21 protein-coding genes and 1 riboswitch are annotated in these 20,335 nt (G+C 50.7%); of the genes, 4 read left to right on the top strand and 17 right to left on the bottom strand.

Annotated elements, in window-relative coordinates; all coding sequences use genetic code 11:
- Window positions 1–151: 151 nt before the first annotated feature.
- The 3 genes from FCH32_RS12075 to FCH32_RS12065 are packed head-to-tail and all read right to left on the bottom strand — an operon-like array spanning window position 152 to window position 1,812.
- Window positions 152–397: a pentapeptide MXKDX repeat protein gene (locus FCH32_RS12075; protein WP_174360946.1), complete on the bottom strand. Its 246-nt coding sequence runs from the start codon at window positions 395–397 to the stop codon at window positions 152–154.
- 28 nt (window positions 398–425) lie between these two features.
- The gene (locus tag FCH32_RS12070; protein WP_174360945.1) at window positions 426–1,187 is read right to left on the bottom strand and encodes a molybdopterin-dependent oxidoreductase; all 762 of its coding nucleotides are present in this window, start codon (window positions 1,185–1,187) and stop codon (window positions 426–428) included.
- A gap of 10 nt (window positions 1,188–1,197) precedes the next feature.
- Window positions 1,198–1,812 (bottom strand): cytochrome b/b6 domain-containing protein, encoded by a 615-nt coding sequence (locus tag FCH32_RS12065; protein WP_174360944.1) that lies wholly within the window; start codon window positions 1,810–1,812, stop codon window positions 1,198–1,200.
- A 143-nt stretch (window positions 1,813–1,955) separates the two neighbouring features.
- On the opposite strand from FCH32_RS12065, the gene FCH32_RS12060 reads away from it, so the two are divergent.
- Both FCH32_RS12060 and FCH32_RS12055 read left to right on the top strand, forming a co-directional pair.
- Window positions 1,956–2,669: a response regulator transcription factor gene (locus tag FCH32_RS12060; RefSeq protein WP_153880458.1), complete on the top strand. Its 714-nt coding sequence runs from the start codon at window positions 1,956–1,958 to the stop codon at window positions 2,667–2,669.
- A 2-nt stretch (window positions 2,670–2,671) separates the two neighbouring features.
- Window positions 2,672–4,150, top strand: a complete 1,479-nt coding sequence (locus tag FCH32_RS12055) for a sensor histidine kinase (RefSeq protein ID WP_174360943.1) — start codon at window positions 2,672–2,674, stop codon at window positions 4,148–4,150.
- Between the two features lie 100 nt (window positions 4,151–4,250).
- On the opposite strand, the gene FCH32_RS12050 is transcribed toward FCH32_RS12055, so the two are convergent.
- The gene (locus FCH32_RS12050; RefSeq protein ID WP_174360942.1) at window positions 4,251–5,162 is read right to left on the bottom strand and encodes a LysR family transcriptional regulator; all 912 of its coding nucleotides are present in this window, start codon (window positions 5,160–5,162) and stop codon (window positions 4,251–4,253) included.
- A gap of 102 nt (window positions 5,163–5,264) precedes the next feature.
- On the opposite strand from FCH32_RS12050, the gene FCH32_RS12045 reads away from it, so the two are divergent.
- A complete protein-coding gene (locus FCH32_RS12045) occupies window positions 5,265–6,362 on the top strand; it encodes an alkene reductase (RefSeq protein WP_115258276.1) in 1,098 nt (365 codons plus the stop codon).
- 232 nt (window positions 6,363–6,594) lie between these two features.
- Here the strand turns inward: FCH32_RS12045 and FCH32_RS12040 are convergent, their stop codons facing one another.
- The 3 genes from FCH32_RS12040 to pth all read right to left on the bottom strand — a co-directional run bounded on the left by FCH32_RS12040 (window position 6,595) and on the right by pth (window position 9,606).
- A complete protein-coding gene (locus FCH32_RS12040) occupies window positions 6,595–7,311 on the bottom strand; it encodes a YebC/PmpR family DNA-binding transcriptional regulator (protein ID WP_096756753.1) in 717 nt (238 codons plus the stop codon).
- A 500-nt stretch (window positions 7,312–7,811) separates the two neighbouring features.
- On the bottom strand, window positions 7,812–8,906 hold the full coding sequence (ychF, locus tag FCH32_RS12035) for a redox-regulated ATPase YchF (protein ID WP_096756754.1): 1,095 nt from the start codon (window positions 8,904–8,906) through the stop codon (window positions 7,812–7,814).
- Between the two features lie 115 nt (window positions 8,907–9,021).
- Window positions 9,022–9,606, bottom strand: a complete 585-nt coding sequence (gene pth / locus FCH32_RS12030; protein ID WP_046275292.1) for an aminoacyl-tRNA hydrolase — start codon at window positions 9,604–9,606, stop codon at window positions 9,022–9,024.
- Window positions 9,607–9,880: 274 nt separating this feature from the next.
- Between pth and ychH the strand changes: the two genes are divergently transcribed.
- Window positions 9,881–10,159, top strand: coding sequence for a stress-induced protein YchH (ychH, locus tag FCH32_RS12025; RefSeq protein WP_045443721.1), 279 nt, complete (start codon window positions 9,881–9,883; stop codon window positions 10,157–10,159).
- Window positions 10,160–10,205: 46 nt separating this feature from the next.
- Here the strand turns inward: ychH and FCH32_RS12020 are convergent, their stop codons facing one another.
- The 10 genes from FCH32_RS12020 to prs form a co-directional block, all read right to left on the bottom strand.
- Window positions 10,206–11,015, bottom strand: a complete 810-nt coding sequence (locus FCH32_RS12020; protein ID WP_174360952.1) for a cytochrome c1 — start codon at window positions 11,013–11,015, stop codon at window positions 10,206–10,208.
- A 4-nt stretch (window positions 11,016–11,019) separates the two neighbouring features.
- Window positions 11,020–12,192: a cytochrome b gene (locus FCH32_RS12015; protein WP_137361828.1), complete on the bottom strand. Its 1,173-nt coding sequence runs from the start codon at window positions 12,190–12,192 to the stop codon at window positions 11,020–11,022.
- A 1-nt stretch (window position 12,193) separates the two neighbouring features.
- Entirely contained in the window at window positions 12,194–12,742 is a 549-nt protein-coding gene (petA, locus tag FCH32_RS12010; RefSeq protein ID WP_096756756.1) for a ubiquinol-cytochrome c reductase iron-sulfur subunit, read from the bottom strand.
- Between the two features lie 26 nt (window positions 12,743–12,768).
- Entirely contained in the window at window positions 12,769–13,209 is a 441-nt protein-coding gene (locus FCH32_RS12005; RefSeq protein WP_174360941.1) for a pseudoazurin, read from the bottom strand.
- Between the two features lie 18 nt (window positions 13,210–13,227).
- Window positions 13,228–14,049: an ABC transporter ATP-binding protein gene (locus FCH32_RS12000; RefSeq protein WP_174360940.1), complete on the bottom strand. Its 822-nt coding sequence runs from the start codon at window positions 14,047–14,049 to the stop codon at window positions 13,228–13,230.
- Window positions 14,046–15,110: a FecCD family ABC transporter permease gene (locus FCH32_RS11995; protein WP_115258282.1), complete on the bottom strand. Its 1,065-nt coding sequence runs from the start codon at window positions 15,108–15,110 to the stop codon at window positions 14,046–14,048. The genes FCH32_RS12000 and FCH32_RS11995 overlap by 4 nt, the downstream gene beginning before the upstream one ends.
- Window positions 15,111–15,175: 65 nt before the next feature.
- Window positions 15,176–16,228, bottom strand: coding sequence for an ABC transporter substrate-binding protein (locus FCH32_RS11990; protein ID WP_137361825.1), 1,053 nt, complete (start codon window positions 16,226–16,228; stop codon window positions 15,176–15,178).
- Window positions 16,229–16,429: 201 nt separating this feature from the next.
- Window positions 16,430–16,656, bottom strand: a riboswitch (cobalamin riboswitch).
- A gap of 216 nt (window positions 16,657–16,872) precedes the next feature.
- Window positions 16,873–17,415 carry a GNAT family N-acetyltransferase gene (locus tag FCH32_RS11985; protein ID WP_146716911.1) on the bottom strand — a complete coding sequence of 181 codons (543 nt, stop codon included), beginning with the start codon at window positions 17,413–17,415 and terminating at the stop codon, window positions 16,873–16,875.
- A 106-nt stretch (window positions 17,416–17,521) separates the two neighbouring features.
- Window positions 17,522–19,201: a C4-dicarboxylic acid transporter DauA gene (gene dauA / locus FCH32_RS11980; protein ID WP_174360939.1), complete on the bottom strand. Its 1,680-nt coding sequence runs from the start codon at window positions 19,199–19,201 to the stop codon at window positions 17,522–17,524.
- 124 nt (window positions 19,202–19,325) lie between these two features.
- Window positions 19,326–20,273 (bottom strand): ribose-phosphate diphosphokinase, encoded by a 948-nt coding sequence (gene prs, locus FCH32_RS11975; RefSeq protein WP_001518537.1) that lies wholly within the window; start codon window positions 20,271–20,273, stop codon window positions 19,326–19,328.
- Window positions 20,274–20,335 lie beyond the last annotated feature (62 nt).

The raw sequence follows: 20,335 nt of genomic DNA, 5'->3' as shown, positions 1-20,335 counted from the left end.
AGGGATGAAATACAGCTTCTAGTTTGCGTTTCATATTGAGCGCGTGCGTAAGGAAGTCTGACGGTACAACGAGATACAAAAAACCACGCCATTGCGTGGTTTTTTGTATCTAATTTCTGATGTTACATCATGGCAGGTAATGCCGGATTAATTATTTTTTATCCATTCCATCTTTAGCCATTGAATCTTTGGACATCGTATCTTTGGTTATTGCATCTTTACGCATGTTGTCTTTTGACATGCAATCTTTATTCATTTTATCCTTGCTGCAATCATGGGACATTTTCCCCATGTGATCTTTAGCCATTGAGTCTTTACTCATGCTATCTGCTGCGTGAGCAGTTGTCATCCCAAAAACCAATGTAGCGCACATGATTACGGTGTGTAATTTTTTCATAATATTTACCTTTAAGGGTTAGGGTATATTAGCTACCGCCAAACCAGTTATATCCTTGATCTTCCCAATAACCGCCGGGGTAACGATTGGTGACTTCAATAACGTTAATGTGCTTCGGATTTTTATATCCAAGTTTTGTGGGTATTCTTAATTTAATTGGAAAGCCATGTTTTCGCGGCAATAATTCTCCATCGTATGTCAGAGCCAGAATCGTTTGTGGATGTAGTGCTGTTGCCATATCGATACTGGTGTAATAATCGTCTGCACATTTGAAACTGACATATTGTGCATTAAGGTCAGCACCAATACCGGTTAAAAACAGTTTAAACGGTACCCCTCCCCATTTACCGATGGCACTCCAACCTTCGACGCAGATGTGACGGGTGACCTGACTGACCTGTGCCATTTGGTAGAGTTGTGCTAATGTCCATGGGCGTTTATCTCCCACTAATCCAGCAACCTCCAGGCGATAGTCATTGCCATTAATGTCTGGGGCGGCATCCTCGGCATAAAAAGCGTTAAAAGGAAACGGCCTTGTCATCATTGACTCAGGATAAACAGGAGCTAAATCATTGCTGTTAAACAGCCATGCCTGAACCCTGTCATTAAAGCGAGAAATCGAGCTTAGCGTCGTTTCTACTTGGTGATTATCACTGATATCACAACCCGTCAGCATGACGAGTCCGCCCAAGGTTAATCCCTGCTTTAAAAAGCGACAGCGACCTTCCACGGATAATTTTTTACTAATTAGTTGCTGTGCTTCTTTCAGAATGTCATTTTCATCGCTCATGATAATATCCTTATCGACCACGAATCATGGCTAATAATGTGCGGGGGACTAACACGACCATCATCATATGAATAAAAGTAAATGCGACAATAATGCTCATGGCGTAGAAATGTATCCATCGCGCATTGTCATATCCCCCGAGCAATTCGCTCAAGGATGGAAGTTGCACAGATTTCCAGACAACCAGTCCTGAACCGACTAAAATAACTCCGGTGATAATCACCAATACATAAATGTATTTCTGTACCATGTTATAATGACTGAGGTTTCCGTGAACTAATTTACCCCGTAGGGCTAGCAATAGTTCAGTCATCAATCTTTTGGGAGACAAAGGCCAGAATTTTTGTTTAAAACGACCTGACCGGCTATTGATAAACAAATAAATCAAACCGTTAATGCCCAATATCCACATACCCGCAAAATGCCATTGCAGTGCACCGCCTAGCCAACCGCCAAGTGTTAACGCATTCATAAACCTGAAGTTAAATAGTGGCGATGCGTTATAAATTCGCCAGCCGCTGGTGACCATGATCAGCATAGCCAGGGCATTCAACCAATGGCACACTCGCAACCATGCGGGATGAATAACCTCCGGCGGGGTGACAGGCAAAGACAACTTTTTCATCACAATGCTTCCTGAACATTCGATGAGGTCATTATCAATAAAATTTATTCCCCGATGCTTCACGCAAAGTTAAATTAAATGTGACAACTTTCTACCCGCTTGTTGTGTAGACTTTCAGTATCGGGATCGTGGGGGACAATGAAGTGAATCAGGATAAGAAATTACTTATCGTAGAAGACGATGAAAACATCGCTGAGCTGTTACAGCTTCATCTGCGTGAGGAGGGGTTTACGGTGACGCATGCGGTAAATGGCAATATTGGTATGGCGTTACTTAACCAGGGTGGGTGGGATGCGCTAATCCTGGATCTGATGCTGCCTGGCGTTGACGGGCTTGAAATCTGTCGTCATGCCAGAACGATGACGCGTTATACGCCCATCATTATTATCAGCGCTCGTTCAGGTGAAACCCATCGTATTCTCGGTCTTGAACTGGGGGCTGATGATTACCTTGCGAAACCGTTTTCAATGCTTGAACTGGTCGCCCGTGTAAAGGCGCTCTTTCGCCGTCAGGAAGCAATGAGTAAGAATTTACGGCTGGATGCTGGTGTACTGATTTTTGATAACCTCTCTATTGATCCGCTGGCTCGGGATGTTCAACTTAATCATCAGTCAGTGGAGTTGACGCCCAGAGAGTTTGATTTGCTTTACTTTTTTGCCAGACATCCGGATAAAGTCTTTTCCCGTTTGAGTCTGCTAAATCAGGTCTGGGGGTACGAACATGAAGGCTATGAGCATACGGTGAATACACATATCAATCGTTTAAGGATCAAAATTGAGGATAACCCGGCGGAACCTAACTTTATCCGTACCGTCTGGGGAAAGGGCTATAAATTCACCGCACAGCCACGCGAGTAACCATGCGAACTTATACACTTTCACAGCGTTTAACGCTGGTTTTTGCTCTCCTGTTTATTACGTCGTGTGCCCTGTTGGGCTGGCTGCAGGTGCGAACCAGTACTGAATACAGTAAGGCCGTTATTCAGCAGCTTTCTGCGGACCTTGCCGGGCATATCAACCAAAGTTACCCTCTGCTTGAACGCGATGGCCTTAATAAAGAGTCGATGCGTAATTTATTTGATCATCTGATGGCGGTGAATCCCAGTGTAGAAGTTTATTTACTGGACAAAGAGGGCAATATTATTGGTGATGCGGCGCCGGAAGGGCACATCAAACGTCAGCGGGTTGATTTACAGCCAATACACTCGGCATTAAATAATCCTCATTACCCTATTTACGGCGACGATCCGCGTAGCCTTGATGCGAAGAAAGTGTTTAGCGTGTCGCCAATGCGTCAGGATGGGCAGATAAAAGGCTACTTGTATGTAATTTTGCTCGGGGAAAATTACAACGCATTAAACAGCAATGCGCAATTTGATGCGTTGTTGAAGATAGTCTTACTGTCCATCAGCCTTGTTGCATTGTTGGGGCTGGTGGTGGGGGCACTCGCCTTGCGCTGGATAACTCGTCCCTTGCGCGAATTGTCTGCTCAAGTCCATGCCCTGGAAACCGGTGGGATAGAAGAAATGCAGGCAATGGCGGCGCAGCCCCGGCAAATCAATACCAGTAACGATGAAATTAGCCAACTGCGACAAGGGGTTATCTCGATGGCCCAGCGCATTGCAGAACAGTGGCATCGTCTTGCACAACAAGAGCAGTTACGACGTGAGTTTATCGCCAACATTTCCCATGATTTGCGCACGCCATTAACCTCACTACACGGCTACCTTGAAAGCCTGTCCGTAATGTCAGCCTGCCTGAGCGACGCTGAGAAGCAGCGCTACCTTAATATTGCTCTCGCACAGAGCCAAAAGGTGGGTGCGCTCTCCCAGTCGCTGTTTGAGCTGGCTCGTCTGGAATATGGTGTGGTTAAACCGCAGAAAGAGAAATTCTCGATTAGTGAACTGCTGCAGGATGTTTTCCAGAAATTTGAACTTTCTGCCCAGACTAAACAGCTGGCATTGCTGGCAGATATTCAGCCAGGCCTGCCGCTTATTGATGCAGACCTCGGGATGATCGAACGGGTGCTGACCAACCTGCTGGATAATGCGATTCGCCATACTCCCGACAACGGCACTGTTGCTGTGCGTTTGTGGCGAGAAGCGGATAAAGTGATGGTGCAAATTAGCGACAGCGGTCCTGGGATCCCGCAAGAATTGATGGAGGGATTATTCATCCGTCCTTCGATTGCGAATCCGTCAGGTGTTCGAGTAGGGGGACTGGGGTTGATGATCGTCCGCCAGATGCTACAGCTACATGGTAGCGAAATTGCGCTGGTGGATACGCCGAAAAGCGGGGCTTGTTTTCGCTTTGGTTTAACGACGGGCCCACATATTTGAACCAGTTATCCGTGATACCAGCTTCAATGGCTACGTGCGCAGATGAAGATGAACGGTGTCGCCAGGTGGCTGCACGGCCGTAAAACCGATAGTAGCTGCGTTATTCATTATCCAGCCAGCTAATGAAAAACTCACTGAAAGCCGTCACCTGCAACGGCTGAAAACGCCGTTGAGGGTAGACAAACTGCAGACCAACGTGTTTCTTGTCATGGCGGCTGAAGCCGATAAAAGTCTCAGCAAATAAAACGTTCAGTCGCCCTTGTTCCACATCTCGCTTCACATCCCACCAGGATTTGCTGGCAATACCCGCTCCGGCCAGTACCCACTGACGAAGCAAGGCGCCGTCATCACATACCATTGCCGGCGTGACCTGCACCACCGCGGTTTCATTTTGCTCTTCAAAACGCCACTCGTTCATCAGCGTGCCGCGCTGCTCCATCACCAGGCAGCGGTGCCCGTGTAATTCATCCGGATACTGAGGCGTTCCGTGTGCTTCAAGGTAGCTTTTTGACGCAACCAGCACCCGATAATTAGGACGGATGAATTTTGTGACCAGATTACTGTCCGGCAAGTTCCCGAAACGCACGCTCATATCCAGACGGTTGACAATCAAATCCACCACGCTCTCACTGAGATAAATGGAGCTTCTGACTTCAGGATGCAAACGGGAGAAATCGAGAAGCGCAGGGGAAAGATACTGTCGGCCAAAGTCCGAGGGGGCTGAAATACGCAGGCTGCCGCTGAGCAGTCCGTCCTTCTGCGTCAGTTTTGATTCTGCCTGTGTCATCTCCTCCTGCACACGAAGTGCGGCGTGGTAAAACTCCTCCCCGGCTCGTGTCAATGCGATAGCCCGGGTTGAACGATTAAACAGCCGGGTTTGATAACGTTCTTCCAGCGCCTTTAATCGTGCAGTCATGGTGGCGGGGGAAAGGTTCATCCGACGCCCTGCAGCGGCCAGACCACCAGCTTCAACCACTTCCACCAGTAACGTCATATCTTCGAATTTACCCATTATTCCGTTTTCCTGAAAAGATAATCAATTATTACTGCCATTATCAAAGCGACTTGCATGACATAAAGTCAAGCCATAGTTAACCGCTCAGGAGAGCAGAACATGCCACAACATTCCCTTTTCGAGACAACATCTATTGGAAAACGTGTACTAAAAAACCGTATTGTCATGGCACCGATGACTCGTGCCCGTACTGTCCAGCCCGGTAATATTCCTGGCGCGCTTATGGCCGAGTATTATCAGCAGCGCGCCACCGCCGGTCTTATCATCACCGAAGCAACACAGATTTCTGCCCAAGGGCAGGGTTACTCCTGGACACCAGGCATTCATTCTGCTGAACAGGTGGCGGGATGGCGTCTGGTAACAGATGCGGTCCATCGCGCAGGAGGTACGATTTTCTCCCAGTTGTGGCATGTGGGGCGTATGTCCCATGCAAGTTTTCACCCGGACGGCCAACCTGTAGCTCCTTCTGCGTTATCACCGCACGCACAGGTGTGGGTGGTAAACAATGAGGGTATCGGTGAAATGGTCGACTGCCCGGTTCCACGTGAGCTAACGACAGCTGATATTCAACGGGTAATAGCAGATTACCGGCAGGCGGCCCTCAATGCGGTGGCAGCGGGGTTTGATGGCGTGGAAGTTCACGGTGGCAACGGGTATCTGATTGACCAGTTCCTGCGCCGTTCTTCAAACCAACGAACCGATGAATACGGCGGTAGTCTGGAAAACCGTGTGCGTTTCGCCCAGCAGATACTGGAAGCGATCAGCGAGGCCATTGGTGCAGAGCGTACCGGTATCCGTCTGGCCCCGTACATCACCCAGCGTGGCATGGATGACCCGCAGGTTATTGACGCTATTCTGGCTCTGGCGGCCTGGTGTGAATCAAAAGGTATTGCCTTTATTCATCTGGCGGAAGCGGATTGGGATGATGCGCCGCAGGTGCCCTATGCGTTCCGGGAGACCCTGCGGGCGACTTTTAGCGGTACGATTATTGTGGCGGGGAATTACACCCGTGAAAAAGCCGACAAACTGTTATCGGCAGGGATCGTAGATCTGGTCGCTTTCGGACGTCCCTTTATCGCTAATCCAGATTTCCCACGTCGCCTGAAAGAAAACCTGCCACTTTCAGAAATGGGTAACCCAGCGACGCTGTTTGGCGGTAGCGAAGTGGGTTATACCGATTACCCATTTCTGAATTAACTATGGCGATGTATTAACGGCCATCACGGCGGGCATCAATAACAGGGTAAATGAAAAATCCACGCAATTGCGTGGATATATTAATTTTATAATGCTATGGGCAAAAAGATATATTTTGTGCGCGATAATGACAGGGTGAATTTAAAACAATACATCTGGCTGGATATGCTTTAATATACAAAGTTGTAAAATTAAGAAATCTGCCACAACGACAGATTTCTTTAATATATAATTAGAGATTTGCAACGTTATGATATACTTTTTGAACATCATCATCATCTTCAAGGGCATCAACAAGTCCTTCAAAGATTTCTAAATCTTCTGGTGAGAGTTCAATTTCTGCTTGAGCAATCATTTCTAATTCTGTTGTTGAGAATTCAGTAATTCCAGCTGCTTTTAGAGCTGCAATTCCTTTGTGAAGATCTGTAGGTTCAGTATAAATGACGATGTTTCCTTCTTCTTCGGTTACATCACGAACATCAACTTCAGCATCAAGCAAAATTTCAAAAATACGGTCTGGATCTGTTCCTGCAAATACAATGACGCCAGTATTGTCAAACATATAGCTGACAGAGCCTGCCGCTCCGATACTCCCGCCTTTTTTATTGAAAATTGTGCGGACATTAGCAATCGTACGGTTAACATTTGACGTCAAGGTTTCAGCGATAATCATTGAGCCATTGGGTCCAAAACCTTCATAACGACCTTGCACGAATGTTTCATCGCCGCCGCCTTTGGCTTTATCAATTGCTTTATCAATAACGTGTTTCGGGACTTGTGCTTGCTTCGCACGTTCAATAACGAATTTTAAAGATGAGTTTGATTCTGGGTCTGGTTCACCTTGCTTAGCAGCAGCATAGATTTCTACACCGAATTTTGCATATATATTAGACGTCGCACCGTCTTTAGCCGTTTTTTTAGCAACAATATTGGCCCATTTACGTCCCACTGGAATGCTCTCCTCAAAGATTTATTTACATTAAATGCAGGTTGTTAACCTGCATTTTTTCCGCGAGATTATATCATGATATGTAAATACTCGTCTATGAGAAATAAAAAACGACAATCTTACGTGATGTTACTTTAATTTTATCAATGGTTGGTGTTTTTGGTTGTCATTTTAAAATTTACATTTGGTGCTTTATTTTTATTGTTGATAATGGAGCTGAAGTAATAATATATAAGTCAGGAAAAATAACTGTGATAATCAAGATAATAAACACTATTAAATTACACAGAGTGGACAAAATATCTGGAAAACTGGACTGACTCCGCGGCAGTAGGTATTTCCTGTCCTCACGACAAGGTATGTTCGACGTTTTCTGGACTGATGCCGTTGAGGTTACATGAGACTCTATGAAATGAAAAACCCACGCAATTGCGTGGGTTTTAAAGTTTTTTGCGATTCCTATGAGATTCAGCGAAACCTCATGAGACAACAAAGCTTATTTAAACGTTGAACAGGAAGTTCATTACGTCGCCATCTTTGACGATGTAATCTTTACCTTCTGCACGCATCTTACCGGCTTCTTTTGCGCCTTGCTCACCCTTGTAGGTGATGAAGTCTTCAAATGCGATGGTCTGCGCGCGGATAAAGCCTTTCTCGAAGTCGGTGTGGATTTTACCGGCAGCCTGCGGGGCGGTTGCGCCAACAGGGATGGTCCACGCGCGGACTTCTTTCACGCCAGCGGTGAAGTAGGTCTGCAGGTTCAGCAGCTCGTAACCGGCGCGGATCACGCGGTTCAGACCGGGTTCTTCAATGCCCAGCTCAGCCATAAATTCTTCACGATCGGCATCGTCAAGTTCGGCGATATCGGATTCAACTGCCGCACACACGGCAACCACCACAGAACCTTCAGCTGCCGCGATTTCACGCACTTTATCGAGGTACGGGTTGTTCTCAAAACCGTCTTCGTTAACGTTGGCGATATACATGGTTGGCTTCAGGGTCAGGAAGCTCAGGTATTTGATGGCAGCTTTGTCTTCGTCCGTCAGGTTGGTCAGTGAACGCAGCATCCCGGCATTTTCCAAATGCGGCAGGCATTTTTCCAGCGCGGCCAGCTCGGCTTTAGCGTCTTTGTCGCCGCCTTTGGCTTTTTTCTGCACGCGGTGAATCGCGCGTTCGCAGGTATCCAGGTCAGACAGTGCCAACTCGGTATTAATGACGTCGATATCGTCAGCCGGATCCACTTTGTTATTAACGTGAATGATATTGTCGTTTTCAAAGCAGCGTACCACGTGACCGATCGCTTCGGTTTCGCGGATGTTGGTCAGGAACTGGTTACCCAGACCTTCACCTTTGGATGCGCCTTTTACCAGACCGGCAATGTCGACGAATTCCATAGTAGTCGGGAGAATACGCTGCGGCTTGACGATCTCAGCCAACTGGTCCAGACGCGGATCGGGCATCGGTACAACGCCAGTGTTCGGCTCAATAGTACAGAACGGGAAGTTAGCCGCTTCAATACCCGCTTTGGTGAGCGCGTTGAACAGGGTGGATTTGCCTACGTTTGGCAAACCGACGATACCGCATTTGAATCCCATGTTTAAATCACCTTAATCTTTTGATATTCAACCTGTTATGGAAAACAGATTGTAGAAAAGTAAATAACTTTGCCTATTATACACAGCACGCGGGAAAAATGCCGCACATCGCTGCTTATTGTGCTTTAAAGGTATGTAACCGGCTGGTTGCCTTGGTCAGGCCATCTTTGAACAATATCTCGGTACAACGCGCCGCTTCGTCGATGGCTTCATCAATTAACTTTTGTTCTGAAACAGGCGGTTTGCCTAAAACAAAACCGACAACTTTGTTTTTATCGCCGGGATGACCAATTCCAACGCGTAAGCGATGAAAGTTCGGGTTATTGCCCAACTTGCTGATGATGTCTTTCAGGCCATTATGCCCGCCGTGGCCGCCGCCGAGCTTAAACTTGGCAACGCCGGGGGGCAAATCTAATTCGTCGTGGGCGACCAAAATCTCATCAGGATTGATCCGATAAAAGCTGGCCATCGCGCTGACTGCTTTGCCGCTCAGATTCATAAATGTGGTTGGCACCAGCAGACGGACATCTTCACCCTCGAGCGTCACTCTGGAGGTGTAACCGAAGAATTTCGGCTCATCGCGCAGGGGGGCGCGTAATCTCTCTGCCAGCAAATCGACGTACCATGCGCCGGCATTGTGTCGCGTAGCCGCATATTCAGCGCCGGGATTCGCCAGACCGACAATCAATTTAATCGTCACGTATTTTGTCCTGAGTGTGTCCATAACCGGCGTGTAGTTTACTGTCTGGCGGCGCGCTTGACAAAAAACTGCGTGCGTACCGGCAAAAAATGAATAATTGCCTCGCTGGACTATTAGAAAATGAGTGTGTTCAGTGGGTTATTTGTAAAGTTTTGTTGCATGAGTGTTTGTAATTGTGATCACAGGCGCACTTGCGAGCGGCAGTGTTGTCTATACTTTACACATAAGGATTAGGGGTATTCCCTGTAGCAACCCAAAGTTCCGGAGGTGACACATGAAACGCAAAAACGCTTCGTTACTCGGTAACGTGCTCATGGCTTTAGGGTTGGTGGTGATGGTTGTCGGTGTGGGCTATTCAATCTTAAATCAGCTGCCGCAATTTAACCTGCCACAATTTTTTGCACACGGTGCCGTGCTCAGTATTTTTGTTGGCGGCGTGCTCTGGCTGGCGGGGGCTCGCGTCGGCGGTCACGAACAAATCAGCGACCGCTACTGGTGGGTTCGCCATTACGACAAACGCTGTCGTCGTAATAATAGCCAACGCCATAGCTAAACCGTGACATTGTCTGCAGACCAGCCAGCCTTACGCTGACTGGTTTTCAGTTCGTCTTGCTTTTGCGCGAGCGGGACTGAATTCGCAGTAATAGTGCTAATAATGCCACAACCACCGCCAGATACCCCATCACATACATTCCCTGATGTTTTCTTGACGCCAGCTGCGGATCGGCAACCCATGCCAGAAACGCGGTGACATCGCGCGCGTACTGTTGCTCGGTTTGTGGCAGATGAGACTGCGTGGACCAGGTAATCTCACCATCTGCCAGCGGCTTTGGCATATTGATTATCCCACCAGGAAAATACCGGTTTGCCTTCATCTCAGGATCGTTGGGTAAATACCCCGTCAACAGCGCATAAATGTAATCCGCACCGCTGTCGGTATAGGGAATAAACGCATCGAGGATAAACTGCGGAAACCCGCGATCGTAACTTCGTGCCCGCACGATATAGCTGAGATCCACCGGCAGTGCGCCATTGTTGAGGTATTTGGCTTCCTGATCGTTCAGATAAGGGGAGGCGAAGACATCGTTCAGATTGCCGTCACGTTCACCCGGTTGTCCGTCGTCCTCAACCGTTGCAAACAGATAGCCGCTGGCCAGCGCTTTGGCTTCTGCTTGCGTGAGTTGCGGCCCGCCAGGTTGGGTCAGCTCTTTGAAGGTGAGATATTTCATACCGTGGCAGGCCCGGCATTTTTCTTCGTAAACCTGTAAACCACGACGTAACTGTTCAGTGTCGTGAGCGCCGTTCACGCCACTAAATACCCACGGCTGCGGGGGCGGAAGCGGCGCGCAATACCCATGACTGAAGAGTGACGCCAGGCTCAGGGCCGCAAAGGTTAACCATCGTCCCATCATGTCAGTCCTGTTTTTCCAGTAAGCGTCGACACGGCATCACAAGCAGAAACCATGCGAAATAGATAAGCGTTGAAAGCTGAGACGCGGCACGGATCCAGCCGTCATCGTTACTCAATCCGTCCAGCAAGTCGGGCCCGACCAGTGCTTTTGAACCCAGCCAGCCTAAAAAGAACACATTGCCGACCCAGATCCAGAAACCGAGTTTGATCCATTTGCTGTAATGGCGAAACCGTGCGCGGGAGGTATCCAGCCAGGGTAACAAATAGAAGATCAGCACCGATGCGCACATGGCGGCAATGCCCGCCAGCTCATTGGGAAAACAGCGCAAAATGGAGAAGAAGGGCAGAAAATACCACTCGGGCGCGACAACGGCGGGCGTGACCGTCGGGTCGGCGGGGATAAAGTTATCGGCACTGCTGAGGTAGTGCGGCGCAAAAAATAAGAACCACGCAAACAGCATTAAAAACAGTGTCAGCTTGAGGGCATCGCGTTCGGTGACGCGAAAATCAAACAGCAGACGTTGCGACTCGCGGGCGGTGAACGTTTTTTTCATCGCGTGGGCGAACGCTGACTGGACGGTACGCACATGCCATATCGTCATCGCAACAATGGCGAAGGGGATAATAAAGTGCAGCACATAAAAACGGCCTAACATCGGCGTGCCGGGCGCATACCCGCCGACAAAAAAGGTGTACAGCGTATCGCCAACGAACGGTATTGCGCGGGCGAAACTGGTGATAACCGTGGCGGCCCAATAGCTTTTTTGCCCCCAAATCAGGCTATAGCCGAGAAATGCGGTGATCATCAGGAGCACATACAGCGTTACGCTGATGGCCCACATCTTCAGATACGGTTTGCGGTATACGTTGTAATACATTGCGCGAAAGATATGCAGGTAGCAGGCGAAGAAAAAAAGCGAGGCGCCAATGGCGTGCAGATTACGCACCAGCTCCCCTTGCCTGACCGCACGCATAATATGCACAATGGAATCAAACGCGGAATCTGCCGTGGGCACATAAAACATTGCCAGCACGATGCCGGAGAGAATTTGCACGCCCAGCATGACCAGCAAGATGATGCCGACGGCAAAGATCCACACGCCGGTAATGGAGCGGGGGAACGGAAGGCGAAATTGCACATGACGCTGGGGTGCTGTCGGGGACGTTGCGTTCATGTCAGGCCTCTTTTGTGCCAAGGCGTACACTCAGACCATCGGCGGCCAGGGCATAGTCGGGGATCGCCAAATTTGCCGTGGCCGGACCCCGCGTCACGCGCCCGGAGGTGTCAAACTCTGAGCCGTGACACGGACAAATCCAGCCCTGACCGCTGGGGTTTGCGTTAGGCACGCATCCGGCATGCGGGCAGTAACCCTGAACGATCAGCCACTGCGGATGCGCCGCTGTGACCCGCTCGCTGTCTGCCTGCGGGTCGAGCAACAGTCGGGTGTCGGCCTGCTGCGCCGCCGTGACCTCGTCTGGCGTACGGTGGCGAATCAGGATCAGTTTCCCCTGCCAGATTCGTTTCACTGTCTGACCAGCCGCTACTCCCGCAAGGGAAACATCCACCGGCTCATTTTCTGCCACGGTTTTATCGTCCGGCCCTAGCGCCGAAATGAGTGGCCAGACGGCTGCGGTCACCCCCGCAGCGCCGACAAATTTTGTCAACTTACACAGGCAATCGCGTCGCTGGGTGTGGATTGCCTCACTGTCCGTTTTTTTATTCACCGCCGTCTCCTCTTTTCATTGCGCTGTCAGGGTTTCTCAATACGGGTATAAATGTCCTGAAAGCGTTTATCGGCAAGGCCGGGGGCTTTAAACGCGCGGTAGCTGTCGGGTAAAACGGCGTCGCCGACTTTGATCAGCATAATCATCCCCTGCGCATAGTGCGGTGAGCATTTGATGCCGTAGAAGCCTGCTGTGTCGTATTTGATTTCAATCTCCTCATCGATTTTGCCGATGAAACCGGGGTACCCGGCAGGAGACAGCTCGGCAATTGAGGCCGCATTGTGGCTTTTGTGCTTGCGAACAAACTTCACGCTATCGCCCGGCTGGATCGCCAGAAAATCCGGCTCGTAGACCATCGGTCCGCTGGTACCGCGGTTTTTCATCAGCACTTCATACGTTTGTGCGAACGCCGTCGAGGTGAACGCGCACAGGCACAGGATGAGTAAACGTTGTTTAATACATTTCATTGCGGTTCCTTGTGATATTTACGCTGGCCGTTGGTAGCGAATAAAGCAGCTCGCCTCATCAGCAGCTCGTTCGACAATCGCATCGATGCCAAACCAGTTGTTAAGATTTTCTCGGGTGAAGACAGCTGCAGGGCAGCCTTGCATGACCAGTCGTCCCGCTGTCATCACCATGATGCGATCGCAAAACATCGCGGCATGATTCAGATCGTGCAGGGCGGCAATCACGGTCAGTTTTTCGCGTTTAACCAGGTTAAGCAGGCCAATTTGATGCTGGATGTCGAGATGATTGGTTGGCTCATCCATCAGCAATACCTGCGGCTGTTGTGCCAGCGCCCGGGCAATATGCAGGCGCTGGCGTTCGCCGCCGGAGAAGGTATGCCAGCAGCGATGCTGGACGTTTTGCAGGGAGACTTTCTCCAGCATCGTCTGCACGATATCGTCGTCGGTCCGTGACCACGGCGACAGCAGACTTAACCACGGCGTGCGGCCAAGGGATACGGCCTGGATGGCGGTCAGACGCTCGCTGGTTTCCGCCTGCTGTTCAACGAGGGCGACTTTTTGCGCCAGATGGCGGCGCGAGTAGCGGCGAATATCTTTGCGGTTAAGCGAAACGCTACCGCTGGAGGGCTTGAGTAAACCGGCCAGCAGGGAAATGAGCGACGTTTTCCCCGAACCGTTGGGGCCGATAATGCCCACAAACTCGCCGGGTGCGACCTGAAAAGAGACATCATTGACGATGACCTTGCCTTTCACCTCCCAGTGCAGATGTTGAGCGCAGACCACATCGTTGGCGGTATTTACCGCGCGTAGCGGCGTGGTAAAACGTGGGTTAACCGTCATTTGCTCGGGTTCCCTCGGATCAAAATAATCGAAAATGCGGGCGCGCCAACCAGCGCAGTGATCACCCCAATAGGCAGTACTTGCCCTGGTAGTAAGGTGCGTGAAATGACGTCCGCGACAATAAGAAAAATGGCACCAATCAGGGCGCTGACGGGCAGCAAGCGGTGATGCTGATTACCCACCAGTAAACGCGCAGCGTGAGGGATAACCAGTCCAACAAAGCCAATGGCCCCGACAATCGACACCATAATGGCGGTCATCCCCGTCACCGCGGTAATCAGTACGCCGCGAGTGCGTTTAACCGGGATGCCCAGCGAGGCCGCTGACTCGGCGCCAAATGAAAATGCGTCCAGATGGCGGGCGTAGCAAAAGCAGACGATGATGCCGACCAGCGCGGTCGGGATGGCCAGTACCACATCGGGCCAGCGTACGCCGCTCAGATTGCCGAGCAGCCAGAACATAATGCCGCGTGCCTGTTCGGCATTGGCCGAACGGGTAATGATGAGCGAGGTAATGGCATTGAACAGCTGCGAGCTGGCGATCCCGGCGAGAATAATTTGCGTGGTGGCGGACCCGTTTTTACCCCTTGCGGCCACGGCCAGCAGTGCGACAAACAGAAATGCCGTCAGCGCGCCGATAAACGCCCCGAGCGACATGCTGATAATCCCCGCACCCAGCCCGGTCAGCGCGATCAGCACCGCTCCCGTCGATGCCCCGGCCGAGATCCCCAGCAGATAAGGTTCGGCCAGCGCATTACGCAGTAGTGATTGCAGCACCACGCCGGAAACGGCCAGACAGGCACCGCAGCATGCAGAGACCAGCGCACGGGTCAGGCGGTAGTTCCAGATGATCCCAGCATCCAGCGCGTCTACAGGATATTGGCTGCCAAACAGGTGGTTTGCCAGCGTGTGGGTGACATGCTGCCACGGGATAAACGTCTCACCGATGGAGATCCCCGCCAGCAGCACCCCGCACATCACCACGCTGACCCACAGGCTGTGCAGCAGCGTTCGCTGGGTAAACTGACTCATCGCCCGACGCGTCCTGCGTAATTCGCTCATTGTTGATGGCTTTCCTGAGTGCGAAAGCGCGTGATGCCCGTGCATGACATCACGCGCGACGAGGATTAATGAGTGGCCTGCGGGTGTGCCAGACCGTATTGCACCAGCGCATCGGCGAGTTTTTCCAGCCCGTCAAGGGTTCTGATGCCCGCATTCATGGTCTGGACATCAATCACCGGCAGGTGGTTGTCTTTCACCGCCGGGATAAGACGGGTAACCGGGTCAGACTTGAGGTATTCCATTTTGACTTTCCAGTCATCCGCCGGGAAACGGCGACGGCCCATCTCGCCGAGAACAATCACCGATGGACTAGCTTTGGCAATGGTTTCCCAGCCGACAGTCGGCCACTCTTCCGCAGAATCAATGACATTTTTTACCCCGAGGGTTTGTGCGATCCACGCGGCGGGGCCAAATTTACCGGCAACATACGGATCAAGCTGCAGATCGGCGCTGGAGAACCAGAAGACGGCAGAAACGTTATTCTCCATGCCGGTGATCTTCGTTTTGGCTGCAGCCTCGCGGGCTTTGAGGCTGGCTATCAGCTCATCGCCCTTGTCCTGCACATCGAAGATTTTGGCCAGATCGGCAACTTCCTGGTAGACCATGGCGATATCAAACATGCCTTTACGCACACCATCGCCGCCGTCTTCATTGTCTTTTGCACAATCGGCAGGGGCGGTATAAACCGGAACGTTGAGTTCACTGAATTGTTCATAAGAGGCAACCGTCCCCGCGGGGCCAATCTGCCATTCAAACTGGCTGGCAACCAGGTCTGGTTTTTTGGCGATAATGCCTTCAAAGCTGGGTATGTTTTGCGCGATGACTGCAATCTTGTCATTCGCCGCTTTGTACTGTTCAGGAACCGGGCCAAACCACAGCGATGTGCCTACAACGCGATCGGCCAGACCCAAAGAATAGAGGATTTCAGTGCTGTTCTGACCCACTGTGGTCACGCGATGCGGGGCTTTATTAAAGGTAATATCTCGACCACAGTTTTTGATAGTCAGCGGATATTGCGTCTTTGCTGCCGTCGCCATATTACTGGTCAGGAAGAGTGCCGCGCCGGTCAGCGCCAGAAGTGAATATTTGCAATAAGCAGAGGTAAAAACAGAATACATTATCATTGTCCCGTTGATGCCAGCGCTTCAGCGTCTGGTCATTATTTATTTCGCGGGACAGGCGCATGACGATAGATGACATTTCATCATGACATTCAGGCAAAATAATATGAAAATAAAACATATTGTTGCCAGTTTGATCAGGAATCAATTTTGTTCATTCGTCAAATAAATCACCCCATGGACCATCCCGTCCACTCAATGTATAAAACCATGACAGTAGGTCTCCTGGCTTACGGTAATCAGAATATCGGCCTTCCCATAAAAATATTTTACAGTGACCTGTAGTGAATCATCACTACACAGAGATATTCAGCATCCGCTTACAGTTGCGGGGGCAGCTATGGCATAAGAGAGAAATCATCCGCACCATATTCCGTTTCAAAAGCATGACTGCGCTTTGAAATACTGTCGGAGCGGACTGTATCGGTATGCTAATATTGCGTCAACCGCTGTAATAAGTAGGTAGTATTTAATTGTCATTTTTAATTCCTTTTAAATCATGTGGTTAATCTTTAATGGTTCATTGTGATGTGCCGAAGATAATAAATATTTGGTAAATTAAATGAGAATTATTTGATGTTGATCAATTAACGATGTGGCGTTGAAAAAGAATAAAATGAATAGCGAGAAATACACGCTTATTAAATAATCTGCGCCACATCACATTTTTCAATGTGTTTTTCCATATGGACAATTTGTTGCTCGCCACCTTCATCAAGGAACATGTTAAAGAGATTGTTGCACCAAAACTGATAGCCGCCGGGTAAAAAATGATGGGTATGCAAGTAGAGCGTTTTATATTGCTGACGCTGACAATATGCTTCTGCCAGCGTCATAAGTTGGCGGCCTATACCTCGACGGCGGTGTTCCTGTTCCACGTAACAGCGGCAAATTTCTGCGGTGTTGGCTAAATCATAGCGCCCGCGCAATGCCATGATTCTGTCATCGTACTGACACACTGCCAGCGTAGCGATAAGTTGCTGGTGTGCATCCCACGCGCCGAGCAGTAGATTTCGGGGGTGGTGCAGGTAGTGTGAACGTAAATCTAATATGTCTTCGTCAGGACGTGGAGTGGGCCTGTTAGCCTGAAAATAGAGATTTAAATGACGGATAATAAATGACTGAACGGCGGGAATATCCGACTCGGTAATTTCGCGAAAGGTATACGTAGCATTAGGGTTCATTGTTGTGGGTATTATCAGGAGTAGGGGAAATGATAATAGCAACTCAGCGGGGATTGCAGAAGTGAAGAGTGACCGACAAGCAAAGCCTGCCGGCCATCACTAAACGTTAAATATCAGCCAGTGCGGCGTCACGGTTCGGGAAGAACGCCAGACGGCCGGGGATGGGTTGGATACCCGCACGCGCCATGGTGCGTAGCGGTTGGAACTCCAGATTACTGATACGTAATTCACAGCCTTCCGGCAGTCGTTTAACAAAACGCTGGAAGGCGTCCAGACCACCGGCATCCAGTACCGGGACGGCATCCCACTTCAGTACCACGATGCGCTTGCCTGTAATACGCGTTTCGAGATCGGTAAACAATCCCTCCGCTGCGGCAAAGAACAGCGGGCCAATCACGCGCAGCACCAGCACATCGTCCGGTACGTCTACGTTAACCGGTGCCAGGCGCGTCATGCGCGCAATGCGGCGCATAAACAGCAGCGAGGCAAGGACGATACCGACGCTGATGGCGATTACCATATCGAACAGTACGGTCAGCGACATACACATCAGCATCACGATGATGTCGTCTTTCGGTGCGTGACGCAGCAGATCCACCACTTTATGGGCTTCACTCATGTTCCACGCCACCATCAGCAGCAGGGCCGCCATGGCGGAAAGTGGCAGCCAGGAAAGCCACGGAGCTAACACCAGCAGGGCGAGGATCACCAGAATCGCGTGGATCACCGCAGAAATGGGCGAGGTGGCCCCGGCGCGAACGTTAGCCGCAGAGCGGGCAATTGCGGCGGTGGCGGTGATGCCGCCAAAGAATGGCGCGACGATATTCCCCAGCCCTTGACCCACCAGCTCGCTGTTGGCTTTGTGCTTGGTGCCGGTCATCCCGTCGAGCACCACAGCGCACAGCAGGGATTCAATCGCGCCGAGCATCGCCATCGAGAAGGCTGCCGGTAACAGCGCCCGTAATGAACTCCAGCTTAGCGTAAAGTCTGACCCCGGCATATCCCACGGCAACACCAGCTGTGGTAGCAGTTGCGGGATACCGTTGCCCTGCGAACCATCCGCCAGAATGTAGTGGAACTGAGAACCGATGGTCGCGACATGGCCACCTGTCAGGTTAACGATGCCCATTACCGCACAACCGGCCAGAAGCGCCGGAAGATGACCAGGCAGGCGGATCCCCAGACGCGGCCAGAAAATCAGGATCCCCAGCGTGACCACGCCAATGGCGGCATCACCAAGGTTAATGGTCGGCAGGGCCATTAACAACGCACCCACTTTTTGCAGGTAGTGTTCCGGGACGTGTGCCATCTGCAGACCGAGAAAATCTTTAATCTGCATGGTACCGATGGTGATACCGATACCTGAGGTAAAGCCTAAGGTAACGGAGACCGGGATATATTCGATCAATCGGCCAAATCGGGCGAGGCCGAAAAGGATCAGGAAGATCCCGGACATCAGCGTAGCCACCAGCAGACCTGCCAGCCCGAACTGCTGCGACACCGGATACAAAATCACCACGAAGGCGGCGGTAGGACCGGAGACGCTAAAACGTGAACCACCGGTAAGGGCGATAACAATCCCGGCAACGGCTGAGGTATACAGGCCGTATTGTGGCGCAACGCCGCTGCCAATTGCCAACGCCATTGCCAGCGGGATAGCAATAATGCCCACGGTTATCCCGGCGATCAGATCACGGGTAAAGCGCGAGGCGGTATATTTTTCTTTCCAACAAGCGTCGATGAGGGCGCGGAAAGGCATCACATGTGAGGAAAATAGTCTGTTCACAATAATGTTTCATCCATGAGCGCATCATCTATCTAGAAAATGATAGTTGAAGTTGGCATAAATCATACAAATAAATAAAACGGATAAAAAAACCCGCCGCAGCGGGTTTTTGAGCCGGGCTCGATTAATGCTCGAACATAGCAGAGATGGATTCTTCGTTGCTGATACGACGAATCGCTTCGGCCAGCATACCCGACAGGGTCAACGTACGCACGTTCGGCAGTGCTTTGATTTCGTCGGTCAGTGGAATGGTGTCACAAACCACGACTTCATCAATCACCGAGTTGCGCAGGTTGTTTGCCGCATTGCCTGAGAAGATCGGGTGAGTTGCGTAAGCAAATACGCGTTTGGCACCACGTTCTTTCAGCGCTTCTGCTGCTTTGCACAGCGTACCGCCGGTATCGATCATGTCATCAACCAGGACGCAGTCACGACCTGCAACGTCACCAATAATGTGCATCACCTGAGAAACGTTCGCACGCGGGCGACGTTTGTCGATGATAGCCATATCGGTATCGTTCAGCAGCTTAGCGATAGCGCGGGCACGCACGACGCCACCGATGTCCGGAGAAACCACAATCGGGTTGTCCAGGTTCAGCTGCAGCATGTCTTCTAACAGAATTGGGCTACCGAATACGTTATCAACCGGTACGTCAAAGAAGCCCTGGATCTGTTCAGCATGCAGGTCAACGGTGAGGACGCGGTCAACGCCAACGCTTGACAGGAAGTCAGCGACGACTTTTGCGGTAATCGGTACACGAGCGGAACGTACGCGACGATCCTGGCGTGCATAGCCGAAGTAAGGAATAACGGCGGTGATACGGCCTGCGGAAGCACGGCGCAGAGCATCGACCATAACGACCAATTCCATCAGGTTGTCGTTAGTAGGGGCACAAGTGGACTGGATGATGAAAATATCACCACCGCGTACATTTTCATTAATTTGTACGCTGACTTCGCCGTCGCTAAAGCGACCTACAGCGGCGTCGCCGAGTGAAGTGTACAGGCGGTTGGCAATACGTTGTGCTAGTTCCGGGGTGGCGTTACCAGCAAAAAGCTTCATATCAGGCACGAGAAGAACCTCAGGCATGCGTCCATTGGTGGAAAGAATCTGCCGAAAACTGTGCGGGCCAG

This window comes from Citrobacter gillenii (assembly GCF_013337685.1).
In the GTDB taxonomy this organism is placed as follows: Bacteria; Pseudomonadota; Gammaproteobacteria; order Enterobacterales; family Enterobacteriaceae; genus Citrobacter; species Citrobacter gillenii.
The sequence above is the reverse complement of the archived record's forward strand: the minus strand, read 5'-3'. Positions and strand labels throughout refer to the sequence as shown.